The sequence below is a fragment of the Streptomyces rubrogriseus genome (assembly GCF_027947575.1).
Lineage (GTDB): Bacteria > Actinomycetota > Actinomycetes > Streptomycetales > Streptomycetaceae > Streptomyces > Streptomyces rubrogriseus.
Window position 1 is genome coordinate 5091454 of the sequence record NZ_CP116256.1, and the last position, 16975, is coordinate 5108428.

The following is a 16975-nucleotide window of genomic DNA, read 5'->3' on the forward strand; positions in this document are numbered from 1 at the left end:
CGGGGAACCCCGGCCGCCCGGCGGACGTTGACCCGGCACCGACATCCACGCCCGGAGCGCGCACCACGACACAGGACGGCACGATGAGCGACTTGGTCCCCGGGGGCAACGTCCCCCTGCCGGGCGGCCCCGTGAGCGTACGGGTGCCCGGCGGCTTCGACGTGTCGGCGCTCGTCACGGACGAGGGCGGCAAGGTCGGCGGCGACGCGGACTTCGTCTTCTACAACCAGCCGGAGGCGCCCGGCGCGAGGCTGCGGGGCGACACGCTCACCGTCGATCCGGCGCGGCTGCGGCGGGGCGCCGCGCGCGTGACGGTGGCGGTCGGCCCGTCGGACCCCGGCACCCCGCTCGGCGCGCTCCCCTCCCCCACGGTCCGTGTCACCGACGCCCGCGGCCGGGCCGTCGCCCGGTTCACCCCCGCGCGGCCCGGGCGGGAGACCGTGCTGCTGCTCGTGGAGTTCTACCGGCGCGGCGAGGGCTGGAAGGTGCGCGCCCTGGGGCAGGGGTATGCGGACGGACTCGCCGGTCTCGCCCGGGACTTCGGCGTGGAGGTGACCGACGACGCGCCGCCGGAGCCGGCCACGGCACCGGAACCGCCCACGCCCGGCACCGACTCCGACGGGTTCCTCGACCTGGTCAACTCCGCCCGTGCCGCGGCCGGTTCGCCCGCCGTACGGAGCGATCCCCGGCTCCGCTCGGCGGCCCGCGCGCACGCCGCCGCCATGGCCGCCGCGGGCACGCTGAGCGTCGAGACCCGGGACGGCGTCTCGGTCCACCAGCGCGTCGTCTCGGCCGGGTTCGCGTACCTCACGGTCGGCGAGCACCTGGTGTCGGGCCCGCGCACGCCCGCCGAGTTCGTCGCGTACTGCCTGCGCGCCGAGCGCACCCGGCGCACCCTGCACGACACCGCCTTCACGCACGCCGGGTGGGCGTCCGTCACCGGCGGGCCCTCGGGCGACACGTACTGGACGGCGCTGTGGGCCGTGCCGCTCACGCCGGACGGCCTGGCCCGCACGACGGCGGAGGTCGTCGGTCTCACCAACCGGGAGCGGGCCGGGGCCGGGCTGCCCGCCCTGGCCGTCGACGCCCGGCTGACCGCGGCGGCACAGGCGCACAGCGCGGACATGGTGACCCGCGACTTCTACTCGCACACCGACCCCGGCGGCGGCAAGCCGTGGGACCGGGCGGCCGCCGCGGGCGCGGACCGGCGCACGGTCGGTGAGAACATCGCCTGCGGCCAGCGCTCCCCCGCCGAGGTGGTGGAGGGCTGGATGAACAGCCCGGGACACCGCGCCAACATCCTCAAGGCCGGATTCACCCACATCGGCGTCGGTCTGGCCGGCGGCGGCCGGGCGGGCACGTACTGGACGCAACTCTTCGGTGGCTGAAGGATGACCCCATGAAGGGTGACCTCTTTTCCAGCGAGCACATGGTGCAGCCCGCCACGGCGCCGGGCATGACCGTCGAGAACTCCAAGTGCATCCGTTACGCCGTGAACGGCGAGATGCACGCCCGGCAGGGCGCGATGATCGCCTACCGCGGCAATCTCCAGTTCGAGCGCAAGGGCCAGGGTGTGGGCGGCATGCTCAAGCGCGCGGTCACCGGGGAGGGACTGCCGCTGATGGCGGTGCGCGGACAGGGCGAGGCCTGGTTCGCGAACGAGGCCCAGAACTGCTTCATCGTCGAGGTGGAGCCGGGCGACGAGTTCACCGTCAACGGCCGCAACGTCCTGTGCTTCGACGCGTCGTTGTCGTACCGCATCGCCACCGTCAAGGGCTCGGGCATCGCCGGTGGCGGACTGTTCAACAGTGTCTTCACCGGACAGGGCAGGCTGGGCCTGGTGTGCGAGGGCAGTCCGCTGGTCATCCCGGTCTCGCAGCAGTACCCGGTCTACGTCGACACGGACGCGGTCGTCGGCTGGTCGGCCGGGCTCGCGACCTCCCTGCACCGTTCGCAGTCGATCGGCTCGATGCTGCGCGGCGGGTCCGGCGAGGCCGTGCAACTGGTGCTCCAGGGCGAGGGCTTCGTCGTGGTACGGCCGAGCGAGGCGACCTCGCAGAAGCCGCAGCAGCACTGAGCCCTCCCCCCGGAAGGAAGACTGCCTTGATCGCGATCACGGAGATCGAAGCCGCCGCCGAGCGGATCGCCGGACATGTCGTACGCACGCCGACCGTGCCGAGCCCGGGCCTGTCCGCGCTGCTCGGCGTCCCGGTCACCGCGAAGCTGGAGCTGCTCCAGCGCACCGGTTCGTTCAAGGCGCGCGGGGCCACGGCGAAACTGCTGTCCCTGACCGAGGCCGAGCGGGCCGCGGGCGTCGTCGCGGTCAGCGGCGGCAACCACGGCATCGCGGTGGCGGTGATGGCCGCCGCCCTGGACGTGAAGGCCACGGTGGTCATGCCGCGTACGGCGCCGGCCCGTTCCGTGGAGATCGCCGAGGAGGCGGGCGCGCTGGTGCGGCTCACCGACGGCATGGACAGTGCCTTCGCGCTGGTCACCCGGCTCCGGGAGGAGGGGCTGACGCTGGTCCACCCCTTCGACGACCCCGTGGTGGTCGCGGGGCAGGGCACCGTGGGCCTGGAGTTCGCCGAGGACGCCTCCGACCTCACCGACGTGCTGGTCAGCATCGGGGGCGGGGGGCTCGTCGCCGGCGTGGCGGCGGCGCTGCGGGCGCTGCGGCCCGGGGTGCGGCTCTGGGGTGTGGAGACCGAGGGCGCCGAGGCCATGTCGCGGGCGCTCGCGGCGGGCGGGCCGCTCACGGTGCCCCTGTCCTCGGTCGTCACCACGCTCAGCGCGCCGTCCGTCTCGCAGCTGACGTACGACCATGTGTCGGAGCTGGTCACCGAGGTGCTCGTGGTGCCGGACCGGGAGGCCGTGCGGGGTTCGCTCGCGCTCGCCGAGCACGCCAAGGTGTGGACCGAGCCGGCCGCCGGCTGTCTGCTCCCGGCGGCCCGGCGGGTGGTGGAGCGGGTGGGGGACGGAGCCCGGATCGGGCTCGTGGTGTGCGGGGGCAACTCCACGGTGGGCGACATGGCGGTGTGGGCGGACCGCTTCGGCCTGCGCTGACGCGGTCCGGGCCCGGACCCGGCGGGCCCCGCACCCGGCGGGCCCCGGGTTTTTGAAGAAGGGTCAGAAACGGGGCCGGGACGCGCGGTCGCTGAACACACCCCGGTGCCCCCGACGTACCTCTGGTCGAGCGAAGAACCGGCGGTGCGAGCGAGGGATGGCCATGGGCAGGGCGCACGTCTCCACACACGAGCTGGTCGCCGGACGCTACCGCCTGTTCGAGGTCGTCCAGCGCGAGACGAACCGGGTCTGCTGGTCCGGGGAGGACGCCACGACCGGCCACCCGTGCCTGGTGACGCGGATCGAGCTGCCGGAGGGCCGGACGGGCGAGGCCGCCCGCAGGGCCCCGGGCCGGGTGATCCGCACCGGCGAGACCATGGCGGCGCTGTGCCCCGGGCGGATCGCGCGGGTACTGGACGCGGTGGTCGCGGACGGCATGCTGTGGACGGTCACCGAGTGGGTCGCCGGTGTGCCGCTCGGTGACCTCCTCGACCGTCGGGGCGCGTTCAGCTACGCCCGGGCCGCGCGCGTCGGTCTGGAACTGCTCGCGGTGCTGGAGGCGGCGCACACCCACGGAGTGACGCACGGCGAGCTGAGCCCGGGGCAGGTGTTCGTGCGCGAGGAGGGGTCCGTCCTCGTCACCGGCTTCGGGCTGGCCGGCGCCACCCTCGCCCCGCGGCTCACCGCCCCCGCGTACGCCTCGCCCGAGCAGGCCCGCGACGAGCGGATCGGGCCCGCGGCCGATCTGTGGACGCTGGGCGCGATCCTCTACACGATGGTGGAGGGCCGTCCGCCGTTCCGTGACCGTGGCCGGCCCGAGGCGACGCTGAAAGGCGTGGACCGGCTGCCGCTGCGCACCCCGGTGCGCGCCGGTCCGCTCGCCCGGGCCGTGACGGGACTGCTGCGCAAGAACTCCCGGGAGCGGCTGACCCGGCCGGTGGTGCGCGCTGCCCTCGCCCGGGCGCTGACCGAGGACCCCGGCACCGCCGTGGCCGAGGTGACGACCAGGCCCGGGCCGCGCAGTGTGTACGCGGCCGTCCGGACGGCGGGCCGCGACCGTTCGCGGCGGACCGTGGCCGCCGGGACCGCTCTGGCCGTCGTGACGGTCGCGGTCGCCGTCCTCGCGGTCCTCGCCGTCACCGACGGGCTCCCCGGCAGGGGCGACGGCGTCGCCACGGGTGCCCGGCAGCGCCCCTCGGCGTCCGCCGCCCCGTCCACCGGCTCCGCGCCCCCGCAGCCTCCCCCGTGTCCCCCTCCTCCCCGCCGGCATAGCCGAGCGCGAGCGCCCCGCCGCCGGAACCGGGCGTCCCCGCTCCGGCCGGGTTCCGCCGCTACGACGCGCCGGAGGGCTTCTCCGTCGCGCTTCCCGAGGGCTGGCGGCGCCTGGGCACCTCGAGCGCGCCGGGTGGCGCGTACCGGGTGGTCTTCGGTGCGTCCGGCGACCCCCGGACGCTCGCCGTCACCTACAGCAGGCGCGCGGGCGCGGACCCCGTGGCCGTCTGGCGGGACGACGTCGAGCCGGGCCTCGCGCGCTCGGACGGCTACCGGCGGATCGGCGAGATCCGCGCGACCACCTACCGGGGGCGTGCGGCGGCCGACATGGAGTGGCTGGTCCGGGACGACGGCACCCGGGTCCGTACCTTCGGCCGCGGCTTCCTGCTCGGCGGCGGGCGCAGCTTCTCGCTGCGCTGGACGACGCCGGCCGGCGACTGGGAGGCCGACGCCAACGAGCGGGCGCTCGCCGCGTTCCTCGGCACCTTCCACGACGATGCGGCCTGACCCCTTCCCGCCCTGTTTACACCTGTTTTCCCTCGGGCCGGGCGGGGGACCCGGCCGTCATGGCACACATCGGATACACGATGATGACCGAGCAGGCCGGCCCGCGGGAACTCGTCGGCCATCTGGTGCGGGCCGAGGAGGTGGGTTTCGACTTCTCGGTGACTTCGGACCACTACTTCCCCTGGCTGCGCGCGCAGGGCCACTCGCCCTACGCCTGGAGCGTGCTGGGCGCGGCGGCGCAGGCGACCTCGCGCATCCCGCTGATGACGTACGTGACCTGTCCGACGTTCCGCTATCACCCGGCGGTGGTGGCGCAGAAGGCGGCGACGCTGCAGTTGCTGTCGGAGGGCCGGTTCCGGCTGGGGCTCGGCTCGGGCGAGAACCTCAACGAACACGTGGTGGGCGGCGGCTGGCCGTCCGTCGACGTGCGGCACGAGATGCTCCGGGAGGCCGTGGAGATCATCCGCGCGCTGTTCGACGGCGGCCACGTGAACCGTCGCGGCACCCACTTCGACGTGGAGTCGGCCCGGCTGTGGGACCTGCCCGAGAGCGCGCCCCCCATCGGCATCGCCGTCTCCGGCGAGCGTTCCTGCGAGCTGGCGGGCGAGTTCGCCGACCTGGTGATCGCCACCGAGCCGAAGCCGGAACTGCTGGAGGCCTTCGACCGGCACGGCGGCGGCGGCAAGCCGCGCGTCGGCCAGCTTCCCGTCTCCTACGACCCGGACCGGAACACGGCGATCGAGCGGGCCCACGCCCAGTTCCGCTGGTTCGGCAGCGGCTGGAAGGTCAACTCCGAACTGCCGCACCCGGACTCCTTCGAGGCGGCCACCCAGTTCGTGACGCCGGACGACGTCGCCGAGTCCATTCCCTGCGGCGACGACCCGGACGCCTTCGTGGCGGCCGTACGCCCCTACGTCGAGGCCGGGTTCACCGAGGTCGCCCTGGTGCAGATCGGCGGCGACTCGCAACCCGCCTTCCTGGACTGGTCGGAGAAGACCTTGCTGCCCGCCCTGCGGGAGGCGTTCGGGCGCGACTGAAACCCGGGGGCGGGCGAATCACCCGGACGACTGAGCATCTTGCCGGTGGGCGGGGTACTAGAGGGCTCTACGTCCGTCCTCCTGGAGGCCCCCGTGAACACCGTCGTGCACAAGACCCTGGTCGTGCAGCTCCAGGCGGGCGCCACCGCCGACCGGTTCCCGGTGCTCGCGCACCTCGCGTACGACGCGGCGGACCCGTTCGCCCTCACGGCGGTCTTCAGCCACGACGGCCGGGTGCTCGCCCGCTGGACGCTGGACCGGGAGATGGTCGCGGAGGGGCTCACCCGGCCGGTGGGCGTGGGCGACGTGCGGCTGCGGCCGGAGTCGCGCGGCATGTGGGACGAGCTGCGCATCGAGCTGCTGGGCGACGGCCGGGCCGACGGGGAGCGCCACCGCGCGGTGGTGTTCGTGTGGGCCGCGGCCGTCGATGCCTTCCTGCGCGAGACCCACGCGGTGGTCCGGCCGGGGCGGGAAGTGGTGCGCGTCGACGACTTCCTCGCCGAGCTGACCGCCGAGGGCTGAACGCCCGGGTCGGCCGGGTCCCGGGGCGCTGGGCGCCGGGGCTCGGACGCCCTGGGGCCGGCACCGCCTCAGCGTGCCGTGTGGCGGTGCCGGGTCCACAGCGGTATCCCGAACCAGCACAGCAGGTACCAGAGCACCACGCCGGTGACGAGGTAGGGCACGAAGCCGTCGTGGGTGGCGACCCGCAGGATCAGCAGGAGCGAACAGGCCGTCGTCGCGAGCAGCAGCACGAGGCCGAGCACGGTCAGCCGGGACGCCCACCGCACCGCCTGGGGTTTCACCCGGCGTCCGGAGACGAGCCGGTGCAGGGACACCGGGCCGATCAGGGCGCCGGTCGTCACGGCGCCGAGGACCACCGTGATCAGGTAGATCATCTGATCGGTGTCCGAGAGGGTCTCGTACTTCGGCTGGAAGACGACCGTGAGCAGGAAGCCGAACAGGATCTGCACGCCCATCTGCGCGACGCGGACCTCCTGGATCAGCTCGGTCCACATCCGGTCGGCCCGCTCTTCCTCGGTCTCGTTGCGGCCTCTGCGCCGGCCCGAGCCCTCAGCCGCTTCCGCGTCCCTCACGTCGTCCTCCCGGTGACCGTCGCCTGCGTCCTCTTCCCTGTTCCCGGGATCCCGCCACTCAGGCGCCGGGCCGGGGCGGTGACGCCCGGTTTGGGTGATCGGGGGGCGGTTACACGGGCCGGGAACGACCCAGGCGCGGCAAGGAAGGCGAAGGATGTCCGACACTCGGCTCACCGTGACACTCGACGGCGGCATCGACGACGCGCGGGCGATCGTCCGCTCACTGGAGGGCGTCTTCGGCGCTCCCGACGGCCGGCCCGCGGACGAGGGGGCGACGGTGCACACCGCGACCTTCGACGCCCCGGACACCCGGCACGTCCCGGACGCGTCCTCGGCGCACCCGACGGGCGGCGCGCTGTCCGCACCGGTGACGGTCACCGTTCAGGGCACGCCGCAGGCCGTGGAGGCGGCGAGCGAGACGCTGTCCCGTGCCTTCACCGCGCGGAACGAGGGATCGGCCTCGGGCGACCAGGAGCGGGAGCGGCAGTTGCTCCTGGTGCCGTGAGGCCGGGACCGCTCACCCGTCGGCCGCCTACCAGCGGCCCTCGACCTGGTCCTTGACGCGCCGGTCGTAGAGGTCGCGGATCGCGGGCAGGGTGTCCTCGGACAGCTCCGGCAGCCGGGCGGCGTCCGTGTTGGCACGGGCCTGCTCGGGCGAACGGGCGCCCGGGATCACACTCGTCACGCCGGGCTGCTGGACGATCCAGCGCAGCGCCAGCTGGGCCGGGGTGTATCCCTCGGGCGCGAGCGCGGCGAACTCGGCGGCGGCCTCCACCCCGGTGGCGTAGTCCACGCCGGAGAAGGTCTCGCCCTGGTCGAAGGCCTCGCCGTGCCGGTTGAAGTTGCGGTGGTCGTTGGCCGCGAACACGGTGTCCTTGGTGTACTTGCCGGTCAGCAGGCCGGACGCCAGCGGCACCCGGGCGATGATGCCGACGCCGGCCTCGCGGGCCGCGGGCAGGACCTCGCGCAGGGGCTTCATCCGGAACGGGTTGAGGATGATCTGAACGCTCGCCACGTTCGGCCGGGCGATCGCGGTCAGCGCCTCCGCGCACGTCTCGACGCTCACGCCGTACGCGGCGACGCGCTCCTCCTCGACGAGGGTGTCCAGGGCGTCGAACACCTCGTCGCTGGAGTAGACGGGCGTCGGCGGGCAGTGCAGCTGCACCAGGTCGAGGCGGTCGACGCCGAGGTTGCGGCGGGAACGGTCGTTCCACTCCCGGAAGTTGTCCAGGACGTAGTTCTGCGGGACCTGCTCGACCCGGCGGCCCATCTTGGTGGCGACCAGGACGTGCAGGTCCGGCCTGCTCGCCAGGAAGGTCGCGATGGTCTGCTCGCTGCGGCCGTCGCCGTAGACGTCCGCCGTGTCGAAGAAGGTCACCCCCGACTCGGCCGCCGCCTCCAGCACCGCGAGGGCTTCCTTGTCGTCTACGTCTCCCCAGTCGGCGCCCAGTTGCCAGGTGCCGAGGCCGACCACCGACGCGTGCTGATCCGACCTGCCGAAAGTGCGCTCGTCCATGGTGTCAGTCTGTCATCCGCGGTGCGCGGGCACCGCGTCGGGACGCCCGGAGCGGACCCGTCCGTCGCCGGCGGCGAGTCTGCGTGCCTGGACGGTGCGCGCGATCACGGGCCCCAGCCGGCGCTTGACCCTGCGCAGCGTCTCCAGCCGGCCGGCCGCCCGGTCGATCCGGTAGTACAGCCGGGGCGGGAGGTGCGGCAGCAGCGGCGAGTGGCGCTGGCCGAGCAGGGCGAACATCTGCTCCGGCGGCAGGTGGATGTAGCGGGGCAGGTTCTCGTACCACTGGGCGCTGAGTCGGGCCGCGCTCTGCACCGGCAGCAGGGCCGCCCGCCGTTCGCGTTCGTAGTGGGCGAGGGCCTCCGGCAGGGTGTCCCGCTCGCGCAGGGCGGTGGCCAGGGCCATGGCGTCCTCCAGGGCGAGCGTGGTGCCGGCGCCGATGGAGTAGTGCGTGGTGTGGGCGGCGTCGCCGAGCAGGACGAGGTTGTCCCGCGACCAGGTGCGGTTGGTGAGGGTGCGGAAGACGGGCCAGGCGGTACCGGCCCGCCCGGAGGACCGCGCGGTGAGCGGGTGTCCGTCCAGGACGTCGGCGAAGAGCTTCTCCAGCAGGACGAGCCCCTCGGCCTCGTCGGCGCGGTCCAGGCCCAGGCCGGTCCAGGTCCCGGGCGCGCACTCGACGACGCAGGTGCTGCCCTCGGGGCCGAAACCGTAGCCGTACGCCCAGATCCAGCCGTGGTCGGTCTCGACGAAGGCGAAGGTGAAGGCGTCGAAGACCTTGGTGGTGCCGAGCCACACGTAGTGGTCGCGGCCGCCGGTGATCTCGGTGCCGAAGTGGTCGGCGTGGTGGGTGCGCAGGGCGCTGCCCGCCCCGTCGGCCGCCACCACGAGGTCGGCGGCGGGCGGGTTCGCGCCGGTGACCGAATGCTCGAACGCCAGGCGCACGCCCAGCTCGCGGGCGCGGGCGGCGAGGATCGCGAGGAGCCGGTGGCGGCCGATGCCGAAGCCCTCGTCGCCGTGGTGCCGGGTGGCCAGGCCGCCGACGTGGGCGACACCGTCCCGCCAGCGCACGGAGTGCTCCTCGACGGCGCGGGCGGAGTCGGGGTCGTGCTCGCGGAGCCGGTCGAGCAGTCCGCGCCAGTAGGTGACGCCCCAGCCGTAGGTGGAGCCCTCCGGATCGCGTTCGTACACGGTGACGTCATGGGCCGGGTCCTGCCGCTTCAGCAGGATCGACAGATACAGTCCGGCGGGCCCACCGCCGACGCAGGCGACCTTCACACACACCCCTGGTATGCACTCATTACGGTCATTACGGTCATTCGGGACCGCAGAGTAACAAGGCAGGGGCCGCGGACGGGGGCTACACGGCCGTGGGGGTCGTCGGGGTCATCCGGTGGCCACCGTGCGGCACTCCGGGTGGCCCCAGCCCTGGTCGTTCTTGGCGATGGGTTCGCCGGCCGCGTACGAGCGGCCGCACAGGCAGCGTCCGGGGAACTTCGCCTTGATGGTGCGGGCCGAGGAGCCGCCGCCGCCCTTTCGTGCCGCGCCGGACGACCCCCGGCGCGGTGCCTTGCGGGCCGCCGGAACGTCGGGGGCGGGCGGCGGCTCCGGGGAGCCGAGACCGCTGCCCGCGGCTTCCTGGACGACGGCCGCCTGGCTGGCGGCACGGTCGGCGAAGTCGTTGAGCCGGTCGCCGTCCACCTGGTGGGCGGGTACGTAGCGGAACTCGACGGAGCGGCCGTCGAGCAGCTCGTCGATGCGCACGACCAGCTCCTGGTTGGCGACCGGCTTGCCGGCGGCCGTCTTCCAGCCGTTGCGCTTCCAACCGGGCAGCCAGGTGGTGACGGCCTTCATGGCGTACTGCGAGTCCATCCGGACCTCGAGCGGCACGTCGGGGTCGGTGGACGCCAGCAGGCGCTCCAGCGCGGTCAGTTCGGCGATGTTGTTGGTGGCCCTGCCCAGCGGGCCGGCCTCCCAGCGGACCGGGTTCTCCGACGCGTCGGCGACCACCCAGGCCCAGCCGGCCGGACCCGGGTTTCCCTTCGAAGCCCCGTCGCACGCGGCCACTGCACGTTCACGCATGCGCCCGATCATGCCATGGCCCGGCGGGGCTTCCGGACAGGGCTCAGGAGACGTCCGTGACCTCGGGCATCTCTCCCTCGGTGGTCGTGACGTCGATCACCGAGAAGCTCGCGCCCTGCGGGTCGCTCAGCGCCGCGAACCGGCCGAAGGGGGTCGTGACCGGACCGAACCGCAGGATGCCGCCCCGCTCGGTGGCGCGGGACACGGCCGCGTCGCAGTCGCCGACGGTGAAGTAGACGTTGATGTAGGGCGGGACCTCGGGCGGGAAGTCCTCCGTCATGGCCATGCGGCCCAGGACGGGGTCGTCGCCGAGGTCGAAGAGGCGGAAGTCCACCTGGTCGTCCTGCATCTGCCGGGCCCGGTAGGAGAAGACCGCGGGGAAGAAGGCGTCCGACTTCGCGGGCTCGCGGGTGAAGACCTCGGCCCAGCAGTACGCGCCGGGGACGGCCGTCGCCTCGAAGCCCTCGTGCCTGTCGCCCTGCCAGACTCCGAAGACCACCCCGCTCGGGTCGCGGGCCAGGCACATGGTGCCGAAGTCGCCGACCTTCATCGGCTCCAGCAGCAGCTCACCGCCGGCCTCGCGGATCCGCCCGGCGGTCGCCGCCGCGTCCGGGGAGGCGAAGTAGAGGCACCACTGGGACTGGTCCTCGTGACCGGGCGGGGGCGGGACCACGGCGGCCACCGCCTTGCCGTCCGCGTAGCACTGGGTGTAGTTGCCGAACTCCGTCGACGACTCGCCGAAGGTCCAGCCGAGGACGTCGCCGTAGAAGCTCTTGGCTCCCTCGACGTCGGTGAACATCGCGTCGGCCCAGCAAGGGGCCCCTTGGGGTTGCACGGCCATGACTGCCGCCTCCTGTACGGACAAATGGTTCGGACTGCGAGGGGACGGAACGACCCGGACCCGGTCCGGTTCCTCACGCTAGCCATCCCGTCCCCGCCCCGCGCGCCGGCGGCGCGTCACTCCCCGGCGTACGCCTGCTCCAGTGCGGCGATGTCGAGCTTGCGCATCGACATCATGGCCTTGTTGGCCCGCGCCACCCTGGCGGGATCGGGGTCGCGGAACATCTCCTCGAGCCGACGCGGGACGACCTGCCAGGACACGCCGAACCGGTCCTTGAGCCAGCCGCAGGGCCCGTCCTCGCCGCCGCCCTCGGTGAGCCTGGTCCAGTAGTGGTCGACCTCGTCCTGGTCCTCGCAGGTGATCTGGAAGGAGATCGCCTCGTTGAACGTGAACTGCGGGCCGCCGTTGAGGCCCACGAACTTCTGGCCGTTGGCGGTGAACTCGACGGTCAGCACCGAGCCGGCGGGCTGCGGAGCTCCCTCGGGGTAGCGGGTGACGGCGCCGATGCCGGAGTTCTTGAAGACGGAGACGTAGAAGTGGGCGGCGTCCTCGGCGTCGCCGTCGAACCACAGGCAGGTGGTGAATCCGTCGGTGCTCATGAGTACCTCCAGGGAGCGGAACACGGTCACCACTGTCGACCGGCGCGGACCGCGGAACTCATCGCTCTGCCGGTGGCGAATCTGCCGCGGGCAGAGAAGTCCCCTGTCCGGGCCTCGACGGGCCGAGAGTGGAGGAACCGCGGCGCCGTTCGGCCGCACACCCCGCACCACCCCCGCACGGCCGGCCACGCCTGGCCACGACTCGACAAGGAGCGCCGATGTCTCCATTCACCGCCGGCCCCGCCCCGGCCCGAACGCCCAGGGCCGAGGAGGGCGACACCCCCGCGACCCGGTTCGACGACCGGCTCGCCGAGCAGCTGCTCGACCAGCGGATCGTGCTCCTCGGCACGCAGGTCGACGAGGTCTCCGCGAACCGGGTCTGCGCGCAGCTGCTGATCCTGTCCGCACAGGACCCGCGCACCGACATCAGCCTGTACGTCAACAGCCCCGGCGGCTCCGTGCACGCGGGGCTCGCCATCTACGACACCATGCGGCTGATCCCCAACGACGTCTCGACGCTCGCCATGGGCTTCGCCGCCAGCATGGGGCAGTTCCTGCTGAGCGTGGGCACCGCTGGCAAGCGCTACGCGCTGCCGAACGCGCGGATCATGATGCACCAGCCCTCGGCGGGCATCGGCGGCACCACCGCCGACATCGAGATCCAGGCGGACAACCTGGACTTCACCAAGCGGACCATCGAGCGGATCACCGCCGAGCACACCGGTCAGAGCCCCGAGACCATCTCCCGGGACGGCGACCGCGACCGCTGGTTCACGGCCGAGGAGGCCAGGGAGTACGGAATGGTGGACCAGGTCGTGCAGTCCCTCGCGGACGTGCGCCCGGCCGCCACCAGGCGACGGATGGGACTGTGACATGGGCAGCTACACGATTCCGAACGTCGTCGAGCGGACCCCGCAGGGCGAACGGTCCTACGACGTGTTCAGCCGGCTGCTGTCCGAGCGGATCATCTTCCTGGGGACCGAGATCGACGACGGCGTGGCCAACGTCGTGATCGCACAGCTCCTGCACCTGGAGTCGTCGGCCCCCGAGAGCGAGATCGCCGTCTACATCAACTCTCCCGGCGGCTCGTTCACGTCGCTGATGGCGATCTACGACACGATGACCTTCGTGCAGGCGCCGATCTCGACGTTCTGTGTGGGGCAGGCGGCGTCCACGGCGGCCGTCCTGCTGGCGGGCGGGGACCCCGGGCGGCGGTTCGTGCTCGAGCACGCGCGGGTCCTGCTGGGGCAGCCGGCCAGCGGCGGCCGCCAGGGCACGGTGTCCGACCTGGCACTCCAGGCCAAGGAGATGGTGCGGATCCGCTCCCAGGTGGAGGAGGTGCTGGCCCGCCACACGCACCACGACGTCGCGACGCTGCGTGCGGACATGGACCGGGACAAGGTGTTCACCGCCCAGGAGGCGGTGGCCTACGGGCTGGCCGACGAGGTGCTCGCGCGGCGCCTGGCGAGGGTCTGAGCCGCCGGGCCGGCGTCCCCGCGGTGCGGGGGCGCCGGCCCGTGCGCGTCCTCAGGCGGCCAGGCACATCCCGTCGAACCGCGCGCCGGACGCCCCGCGGCCCGCTCCCGGGCCGGTGTGCCGGGAGGTGAGCCGGATCAGCTCGCCCTGCGCGCGGGCGAGCAGGTCGCCCAGACCCAGTCCGAGGGCGCCCGCGGCGGCGGCCAGTACTTCGGAGGACGCCTCCTTGCGGCCGCGCTCCACCTCCGAGAGGTAGGGCATGGAGATCCGGGCGGCCTCGGCGACCTCCTTCAGCGTGCGCTCCTGCTCCAGGCGTTCACGCCGCAGGACGTCTCCGACCAGGTCGCGCCACAGGGGCTCTCGCGCGGTGGGCGGCCTTCGCTCCGGGGGAACCGGTGAGGCGGCGGGCCGCACCCCCGGGCGCGTGGCCTGCGGGCGCGTGGCCTGCGGGCGCGTGGCCTGCGGGCGCGTGGCCTGCGGGCGCGTGGCCTGTGGGCGCAGCGGAATGACGCGGGCTTCGTTCGGCACGTGGCTGGTCACCTCCTCAGCCTAGGGTTCCGCGCGCGTCCCGGAAGGGTGCGGCGTTCCGCCCTCAGGAGAATCCGCGGCGCTCGCCCCAGCGGCCCGGATGCCGCGGGCCGTCGGCGGGACTAGGCTGGTCGGAAATCGGAGGCATGAGCCGTCGCGACCCGGGTACCCGCAAGCGCGAAAAGCCTAGGGAGAGCCGTGACTTTCGTGGGAGAGGCAATGCAGACCGCCGTGGTCCGTCCGCAAGCGCAGGTTGTCGGGAAGACCGCCGGGAGCGGGACGGGTGAGGGATCACCGCGGGACGTCGGGGACCCCCGGAGCGTGGCACCGCGCGACGCGCGGCAGTTGTCCCGCCAGTTCTTCCGGCGTCTGACGGAACTCGAAGAGGGCACGGCCGAGTACCAGTTCGCGCGCAACACGCTGATCGAGATGAACATGTCGCTCGTGCGGTTCGCCGCGGGCCGTTTCCGCGGTCGCGGGAACGACATGGAGGACATCGTCCAGACCGGCATGATCGGCCTGATCAAGGCCATCGACCGCTTCGAGTTGTCGCGCGAGGTCGAGTTCACGTCCTTCGCGCTGCCCTACATCGTCGGCGAGATCAAGCGCTTCTTCCGGGACACCACCTGGGCGGTGCACGTCCCGCGCCGGCTCCAGGAGCTGCGCGTGGAGCTGGCCAGGGCCCGCGAGGAGCTCTCCACCCGCCTGGACCGCGAGCCCACGGTCGCCGAACTCGCCACGCTGATGAACATCGGCGAGGACCAGGTGATCGAGGGCCAGATCGCGTCCAACGGCTACAACTCCTCCTCGCTGGACGCCGCGCTGACCGGTGACGGACCCGAGAACGGCGAGTCGGTGCTGGCGGACTTCATCGGTGTGGAGGAGGACGGGCTGCGGCTCGTGGAGGACTTCCACTCGCTGGCCCCGCTGATGGCCGAGCTGAGCGAGCGGGACCGGCAGATCATCCACCTGCGGTTCGTGGAGGAGGCCACCCAGGCGGAGATCGGCGAACGGCTCGGCTGCTCGCAGATGCACGTGTCCCGGCTGATCAAGCGGATCATCACCCGGCTGCGCGAGGGCATGCTGGGCGAACTCGGCTGCGCCTGAGCCCCGCCGCGCGGTGGTGCCCGTCAGCCTTCGGTGAGGGGCACCACCGCGCGCACCCGCTTGCCGACCGGCACGCGTTCGACGACGACCGTCTCCACCAGGGCGTGCACGATCTCCAGGCCGTGCTGCCCGATGCGTTCGGGGTCGCGGGGGAAGCGCTCCGGCACCGCGCCGCTGCTGTCGTACACGGTCACCGCCACCGAGGCGCCCGTCCCCTCGAGCTCCAGGATGTACGGCCCCATGCTGTGCCGGTCCGCGTTGGTGACCAGCTCGCTCACCACGAGGAGCACCGCCCCGTCGGCGCGGGGGCCGATCGTGGCGCACCACTCGGTCCTCAGCTGGTCGAGGAAGAGCGAGGCGAAGGAACGCGCCTGCGCTATGCATCCCGGCTCGCCGGAGTAGTGTGCCGCCCGCCTGAGCGGTTCAACGGGTACGTCGAAACCAGTCGGTATCACTGCCCCGTCCAGGTACTCGGTCATGCGTTTCTCTCTCGGAAGCCGGACTGGCCGGACGCTGCTGCACCTGTCCTCGTACCCCGAGTCGCGCGTCGCAGTCCACGTCTCTTCGCAGTGCGGGCATCGTCACAGTGGTCCGGGGAACCCGTGGCGTCGAGAAGGGTGTGCGATCTGGACGGGGGAAGGGTGTGCGATGGACGAACTGATGGCCGCGCGAAGCCTCACCACCCGGCCGGTGGTCACCCTCGGCGGCGATGCGGTCGCCCACGTCAAGGACACCGTATGCGACGCCGCCGCGGAGCGGATCACCGGTTTCACCCTGACGGGGCGGGGCCTGCTGTCCGGCCCGCTCAAGGAGGGCCTGCCGTGGTCGGCCGTGTACGCGCTGGGCCATGACGCGGTGATGATCCGGGACCGGCGGGGCCTGGTGAACGCGGCGGCGATGACGGCGCACCAGCAGAACCTCCGGGCCCGGTTGCGGGGGGCGAGGGTGCTGACCGAGGCGGGGACGGAGATCGGCACGGTGCTCGACGTCGTGGTGGAGGGCGGCACCGGCGGCCGGGTGGTCGGCTTCCGGGTGGCGGCGAGCCGGCGGTTCGTGCCGGGCCCCACCCGGCACCGGCGCCGGGTGTACGTGCCGCGCGGCCGGACGCTCACCGTCAGCGGCCGGGCCCTGGTGCTTCCCGACGGCGCGGTCCGGCACGTCGCCGACGACCTGCCCGGTTTCACCGCCCTGGTCGGCGGTGTGCCCGGCCCGTGGCAGGGGTCGCTGCCGTGATGCTCTTCACCGAGGTGTGCGGGCTGCCGGTGATACCGCAGGAGGGCGCCGCGCCGCTCGGCACCGTGACGTCCCTGGACGTAGACGTGGTCTCCGGCGCCGTCAGCCACGTCCGGTGGCGCGGCGGCCGGTTCCGGAGGGAGACGGCGCTGCCCTGGGACGCCGTGCACACCGTCGGACCGGGCGCGGTGCGGGTACGGTCCGCCGCCCTCGAAGCGGTGCCGCTCCACCACGACCACGAGTTGCTGGGCCGCCGGATCCTCACCGAGACGGGAACCGAGCGGGGCACGGTGCTGGACGTCGCGTTCGACACCCTGAGCGCCCGCCTCCTCGCGCTCTTCACCACCCGCGGCGAGCTGCCGCCCGACCGTCTGCTGGGTCTCGGCGACTACGCCCTCATCGTGCGGGCGGCCTGAACCCCGGCCGCCCCGGCGCCGGGCCCGGGGCCTAGGCCGCCGTCCGACGCGTACGGCTCTGTCGGCGGGCGTGCCCGGCGGGGGCTGCTTAGCGTGGCAGCGTGAGTCCGCGAACCCCCGCAGTACCTCCCGTACCCCCCGGGCCTCCCGGTTCCCCCGGGCCTCCGGGGTCTCCCGGGTCCCCCGGTCGGGCGGTCGCCCGGCACGGCT

At 73.3% G+C, this 16975-nt stretch carries 19 protein-coding genes and 1 pseudogene; 12 read left to right on the forward strand and 8 right to left on the reverse strand.

Going from position 1 to position 16975, the window contains the following annotated elements; genetic code table 11:
• The first annotated feature begins 83 nt into the window (after positions 1 to 83).
• The 6 genes and pseudogenes from Sru02f_RS23325 (at position 84) to Sru02f_RS23350 (ending at position 6401) form a co-directional block, all read left to right on the forward strand.
• A complete protein-coding gene (locus Sru02f_RS23325) occupies positions 84 to 1388 on the forward strand; it encodes a CAP domain-containing protein (RefSeq protein WP_109028922.1) in 1305 nt (434 codons plus the stop codon).
• An 11-nt stretch (positions 1389 to 1399) separates the two neighbouring features.
• Positions 1400 to 2077, forward strand: coding sequence for an AIM24 family protein (locus Sru02f_RS23330; RefSeq protein WP_109028921.1), 678 nt, complete (start codon positions 1400 to 1402; stop codon positions 2075 to 2077).
• A 26-nt stretch (positions 2078 to 2103) separates the two neighbouring features.
• Positions 2104 to 3063 carry a threonine/serine dehydratase gene (locus tag Sru02f_RS23335; RefSeq protein ID WP_109028920.1) on the forward strand — a complete coding sequence of 320 codons (960 nt, stop codon included), beginning with the start codon at positions 2104 to 2106 and terminating at the stop codon, positions 3061 to 3063.
• A gap of 163 nt (positions 3064 to 3226) precedes the next feature.
• Positions 3227 to 4842: pseudogene (locus tag Sru02f_RS23340) on the forward strand (serine/threonine-protein kinase).
• 59 nt (positions 4843 to 4901) lie between these two features.
• Positions 4902 to 5879: an LLM class F420-dependent oxidoreductase gene (locus Sru02f_RS23345; RefSeq protein ID WP_109028918.1), complete on the forward strand. Its 978-nt coding sequence runs from the start codon at positions 4902 to 4904 to the stop codon at positions 5877 to 5879.
• Between the two features lie 93 nt (positions 5880 to 5972).
• Positions 5973 to 6401: an SsgA family sporulation/cell division regulator gene (locus Sru02f_RS23350; RefSeq protein WP_109028917.1), complete on the forward strand. Its 429-nt coding sequence runs from the start codon at positions 5973 to 5975 to the stop codon at positions 6399 to 6401.
• 68 nt (positions 6402 to 6469) lie between these two features.
• Here Sru02f_RS23350 and Sru02f_RS23355 read toward each other — a convergent pair whose 3' ends face one another.
• A complete protein-coding gene (locus Sru02f_RS23355) occupies positions 6470 to 6973 on the reverse strand; it encodes a DUF6328 family protein (RefSeq protein WP_109028916.1) in 504 nt (167 codons plus the stop codon).
• A 154-nt stretch (positions 6974 to 7127) separates the two neighbouring features.
• On the opposite strand from Sru02f_RS23355, the gene Sru02f_RS23360 reads away from it, so the two are divergent.
• Complete coding sequence (locus Sru02f_RS23360) at positions 7128 to 7478, forward strand: hypothetical protein (RefSeq protein ID WP_109028915.1); 351 nt, start codon at positions 7128 to 7130, stop codon at positions 7476 to 7478.
• Positions 7479 to 7505: 27 nt separating this feature from the next.
• Here the strand turns inward: Sru02f_RS23360 and Sru02f_RS23365 are convergent, their stop codons facing one another.
• The 5 genes from Sru02f_RS23365 to Sru02f_RS23385 form a co-directional block, all read right to left on the reverse strand.
• Positions 7506 to 8489 carry an aldo/keto reductase gene (locus tag Sru02f_RS23365; RefSeq protein WP_109028914.1) on the reverse strand — a complete coding sequence of 328 codons (984 nt, stop codon included), beginning with the start codon at positions 8487 to 8489 and terminating at the stop codon, positions 7506 to 7508.
• Between the two features lie 12 nt (positions 8490 to 8501).
• Positions 8502 to 9761 carry an FAD-dependent monooxygenase gene (locus tag Sru02f_RS23370; RefSeq protein WP_373103530.1) on the reverse strand — a complete coding sequence of 420 codons (1260 nt, stop codon included), beginning with the start codon at positions 9759 to 9761 and terminating at the stop codon, positions 8502 to 8504.
• A gap of 108 nt (positions 9762 to 9869) precedes the next feature.
• Positions 9870 to 10577 carry a ribonuclease H family protein gene (locus Sru02f_RS23375; protein ID WP_109028912.1) on the reverse strand — a complete coding sequence of 236 codons (708 nt, stop codon included), beginning with the start codon at positions 10575 to 10577 and terminating at the stop codon, positions 9870 to 9872.
• A gap of 31 nt (positions 10578 to 10608) precedes the next feature.
• Complete coding sequence (locus tag Sru02f_RS23380; protein WP_109028911.1) at positions 10609 to 11406, reverse strand: VOC family protein; 798 nt, start codon at positions 11404 to 11406, stop codon at positions 10609 to 10611.
• Positions 11407 to 11522: 116 nt separating this feature from the next.
• The gene (locus Sru02f_RS23385; RefSeq protein ID WP_030866830.1) at positions 11523 to 12005 is read right to left on the reverse strand and encodes a VOC family protein; all 483 of its coding nucleotides are present in this window, start codon (positions 12003 to 12005) and stop codon (positions 11523 to 11525) included.
• A 218-nt stretch (positions 12006 to 12223) separates the two neighbouring features.
• On the opposite strand from Sru02f_RS23385, the gene Sru02f_RS23390 reads away from it, so the two are divergent.
• Both Sru02f_RS23390 and Sru02f_RS23395 read left to right on the forward strand, forming a co-directional pair.
• Positions 12224 to 12877 (forward strand): ATP-dependent Clp protease proteolytic subunit, encoded by a 654-nt coding sequence (locus Sru02f_RS23390; protein WP_003971862.1) that lies wholly within the window; start codon positions 12224 to 12226, stop codon positions 12875 to 12877.
• Between the two features lies 1 nt (position 12878).
• Positions 12879 to 13481: a ClpP family protease gene (locus tag Sru02f_RS23395; RefSeq protein WP_109028910.1), complete on the forward strand. Its 603-nt coding sequence runs from the start codon at positions 12879 to 12881 to the stop codon at positions 13479 to 13481.
• A gap of 51 nt (positions 13482 to 13532) precedes the next feature.
• On the opposite strand, the gene Sru02f_RS23400 is transcribed toward Sru02f_RS23395, so the two are convergent.
• Positions 13533 to 14021, reverse strand: coding sequence for a helix-turn-helix domain-containing protein (locus Sru02f_RS23400; protein ID WP_109028909.1), 489 nt, complete (start codon positions 14019 to 14021; stop codon positions 13533 to 13535).
• Between the two features lie 207 nt (positions 14022 to 14228).
• On the opposite strand from Sru02f_RS23400, the gene Sru02f_RS23405 reads away from it, so the two are divergent.
• Positions 14229 to 15116 carry an RNA polymerase sigma factor SigF gene (locus tag Sru02f_RS23405; protein WP_109028908.1) on the forward strand — a complete coding sequence of 296 codons (888 nt, stop codon included), beginning with the start codon at positions 14229 to 14231 and terminating at the stop codon, positions 15114 to 15116.
• Between the two features lie 23 nt (positions 15117 to 15139).
• Here Sru02f_RS23405 and Sru02f_RS23410 read toward each other — a convergent pair whose 3' ends face one another.
• On the reverse strand, positions 15140 to 15595 hold the full coding sequence (locus tag Sru02f_RS23410) for an ATP-binding protein (protein ID WP_109028907.1): 456 nt from the start codon (positions 15593 to 15595) through the stop codon (positions 15140 to 15142).
• Positions 15596 to 15764: 169 nt separating this feature from the next.
• Between Sru02f_RS23410 and Sru02f_RS23415 the strand changes: the two genes are divergently transcribed.
• Together Sru02f_RS23415 and Sru02f_RS23420 are read left to right on the forward strand one after the other, a co-directional pair.
• A complete protein-coding gene (locus tag Sru02f_RS23415; protein WP_109028906.1) occupies positions 15765 to 16349 on the forward strand; it encodes a PRC-barrel domain-containing protein in 585 nt (194 codons plus the stop codon).
• Positions 16346 to 16765: a PRC-barrel domain-containing protein gene (locus tag Sru02f_RS23420; RefSeq protein ID WP_109028905.1), complete on the forward strand. Its 420-nt coding sequence runs from the start codon at positions 16346 to 16348 to the stop codon at positions 16763 to 16765. Before Sru02f_RS23415 ends, Sru02f_RS23420 begins: the two co-directional genes overlap by 4 nt.
• Positions 16766 to 16975 lie beyond the last annotated feature (210 nt).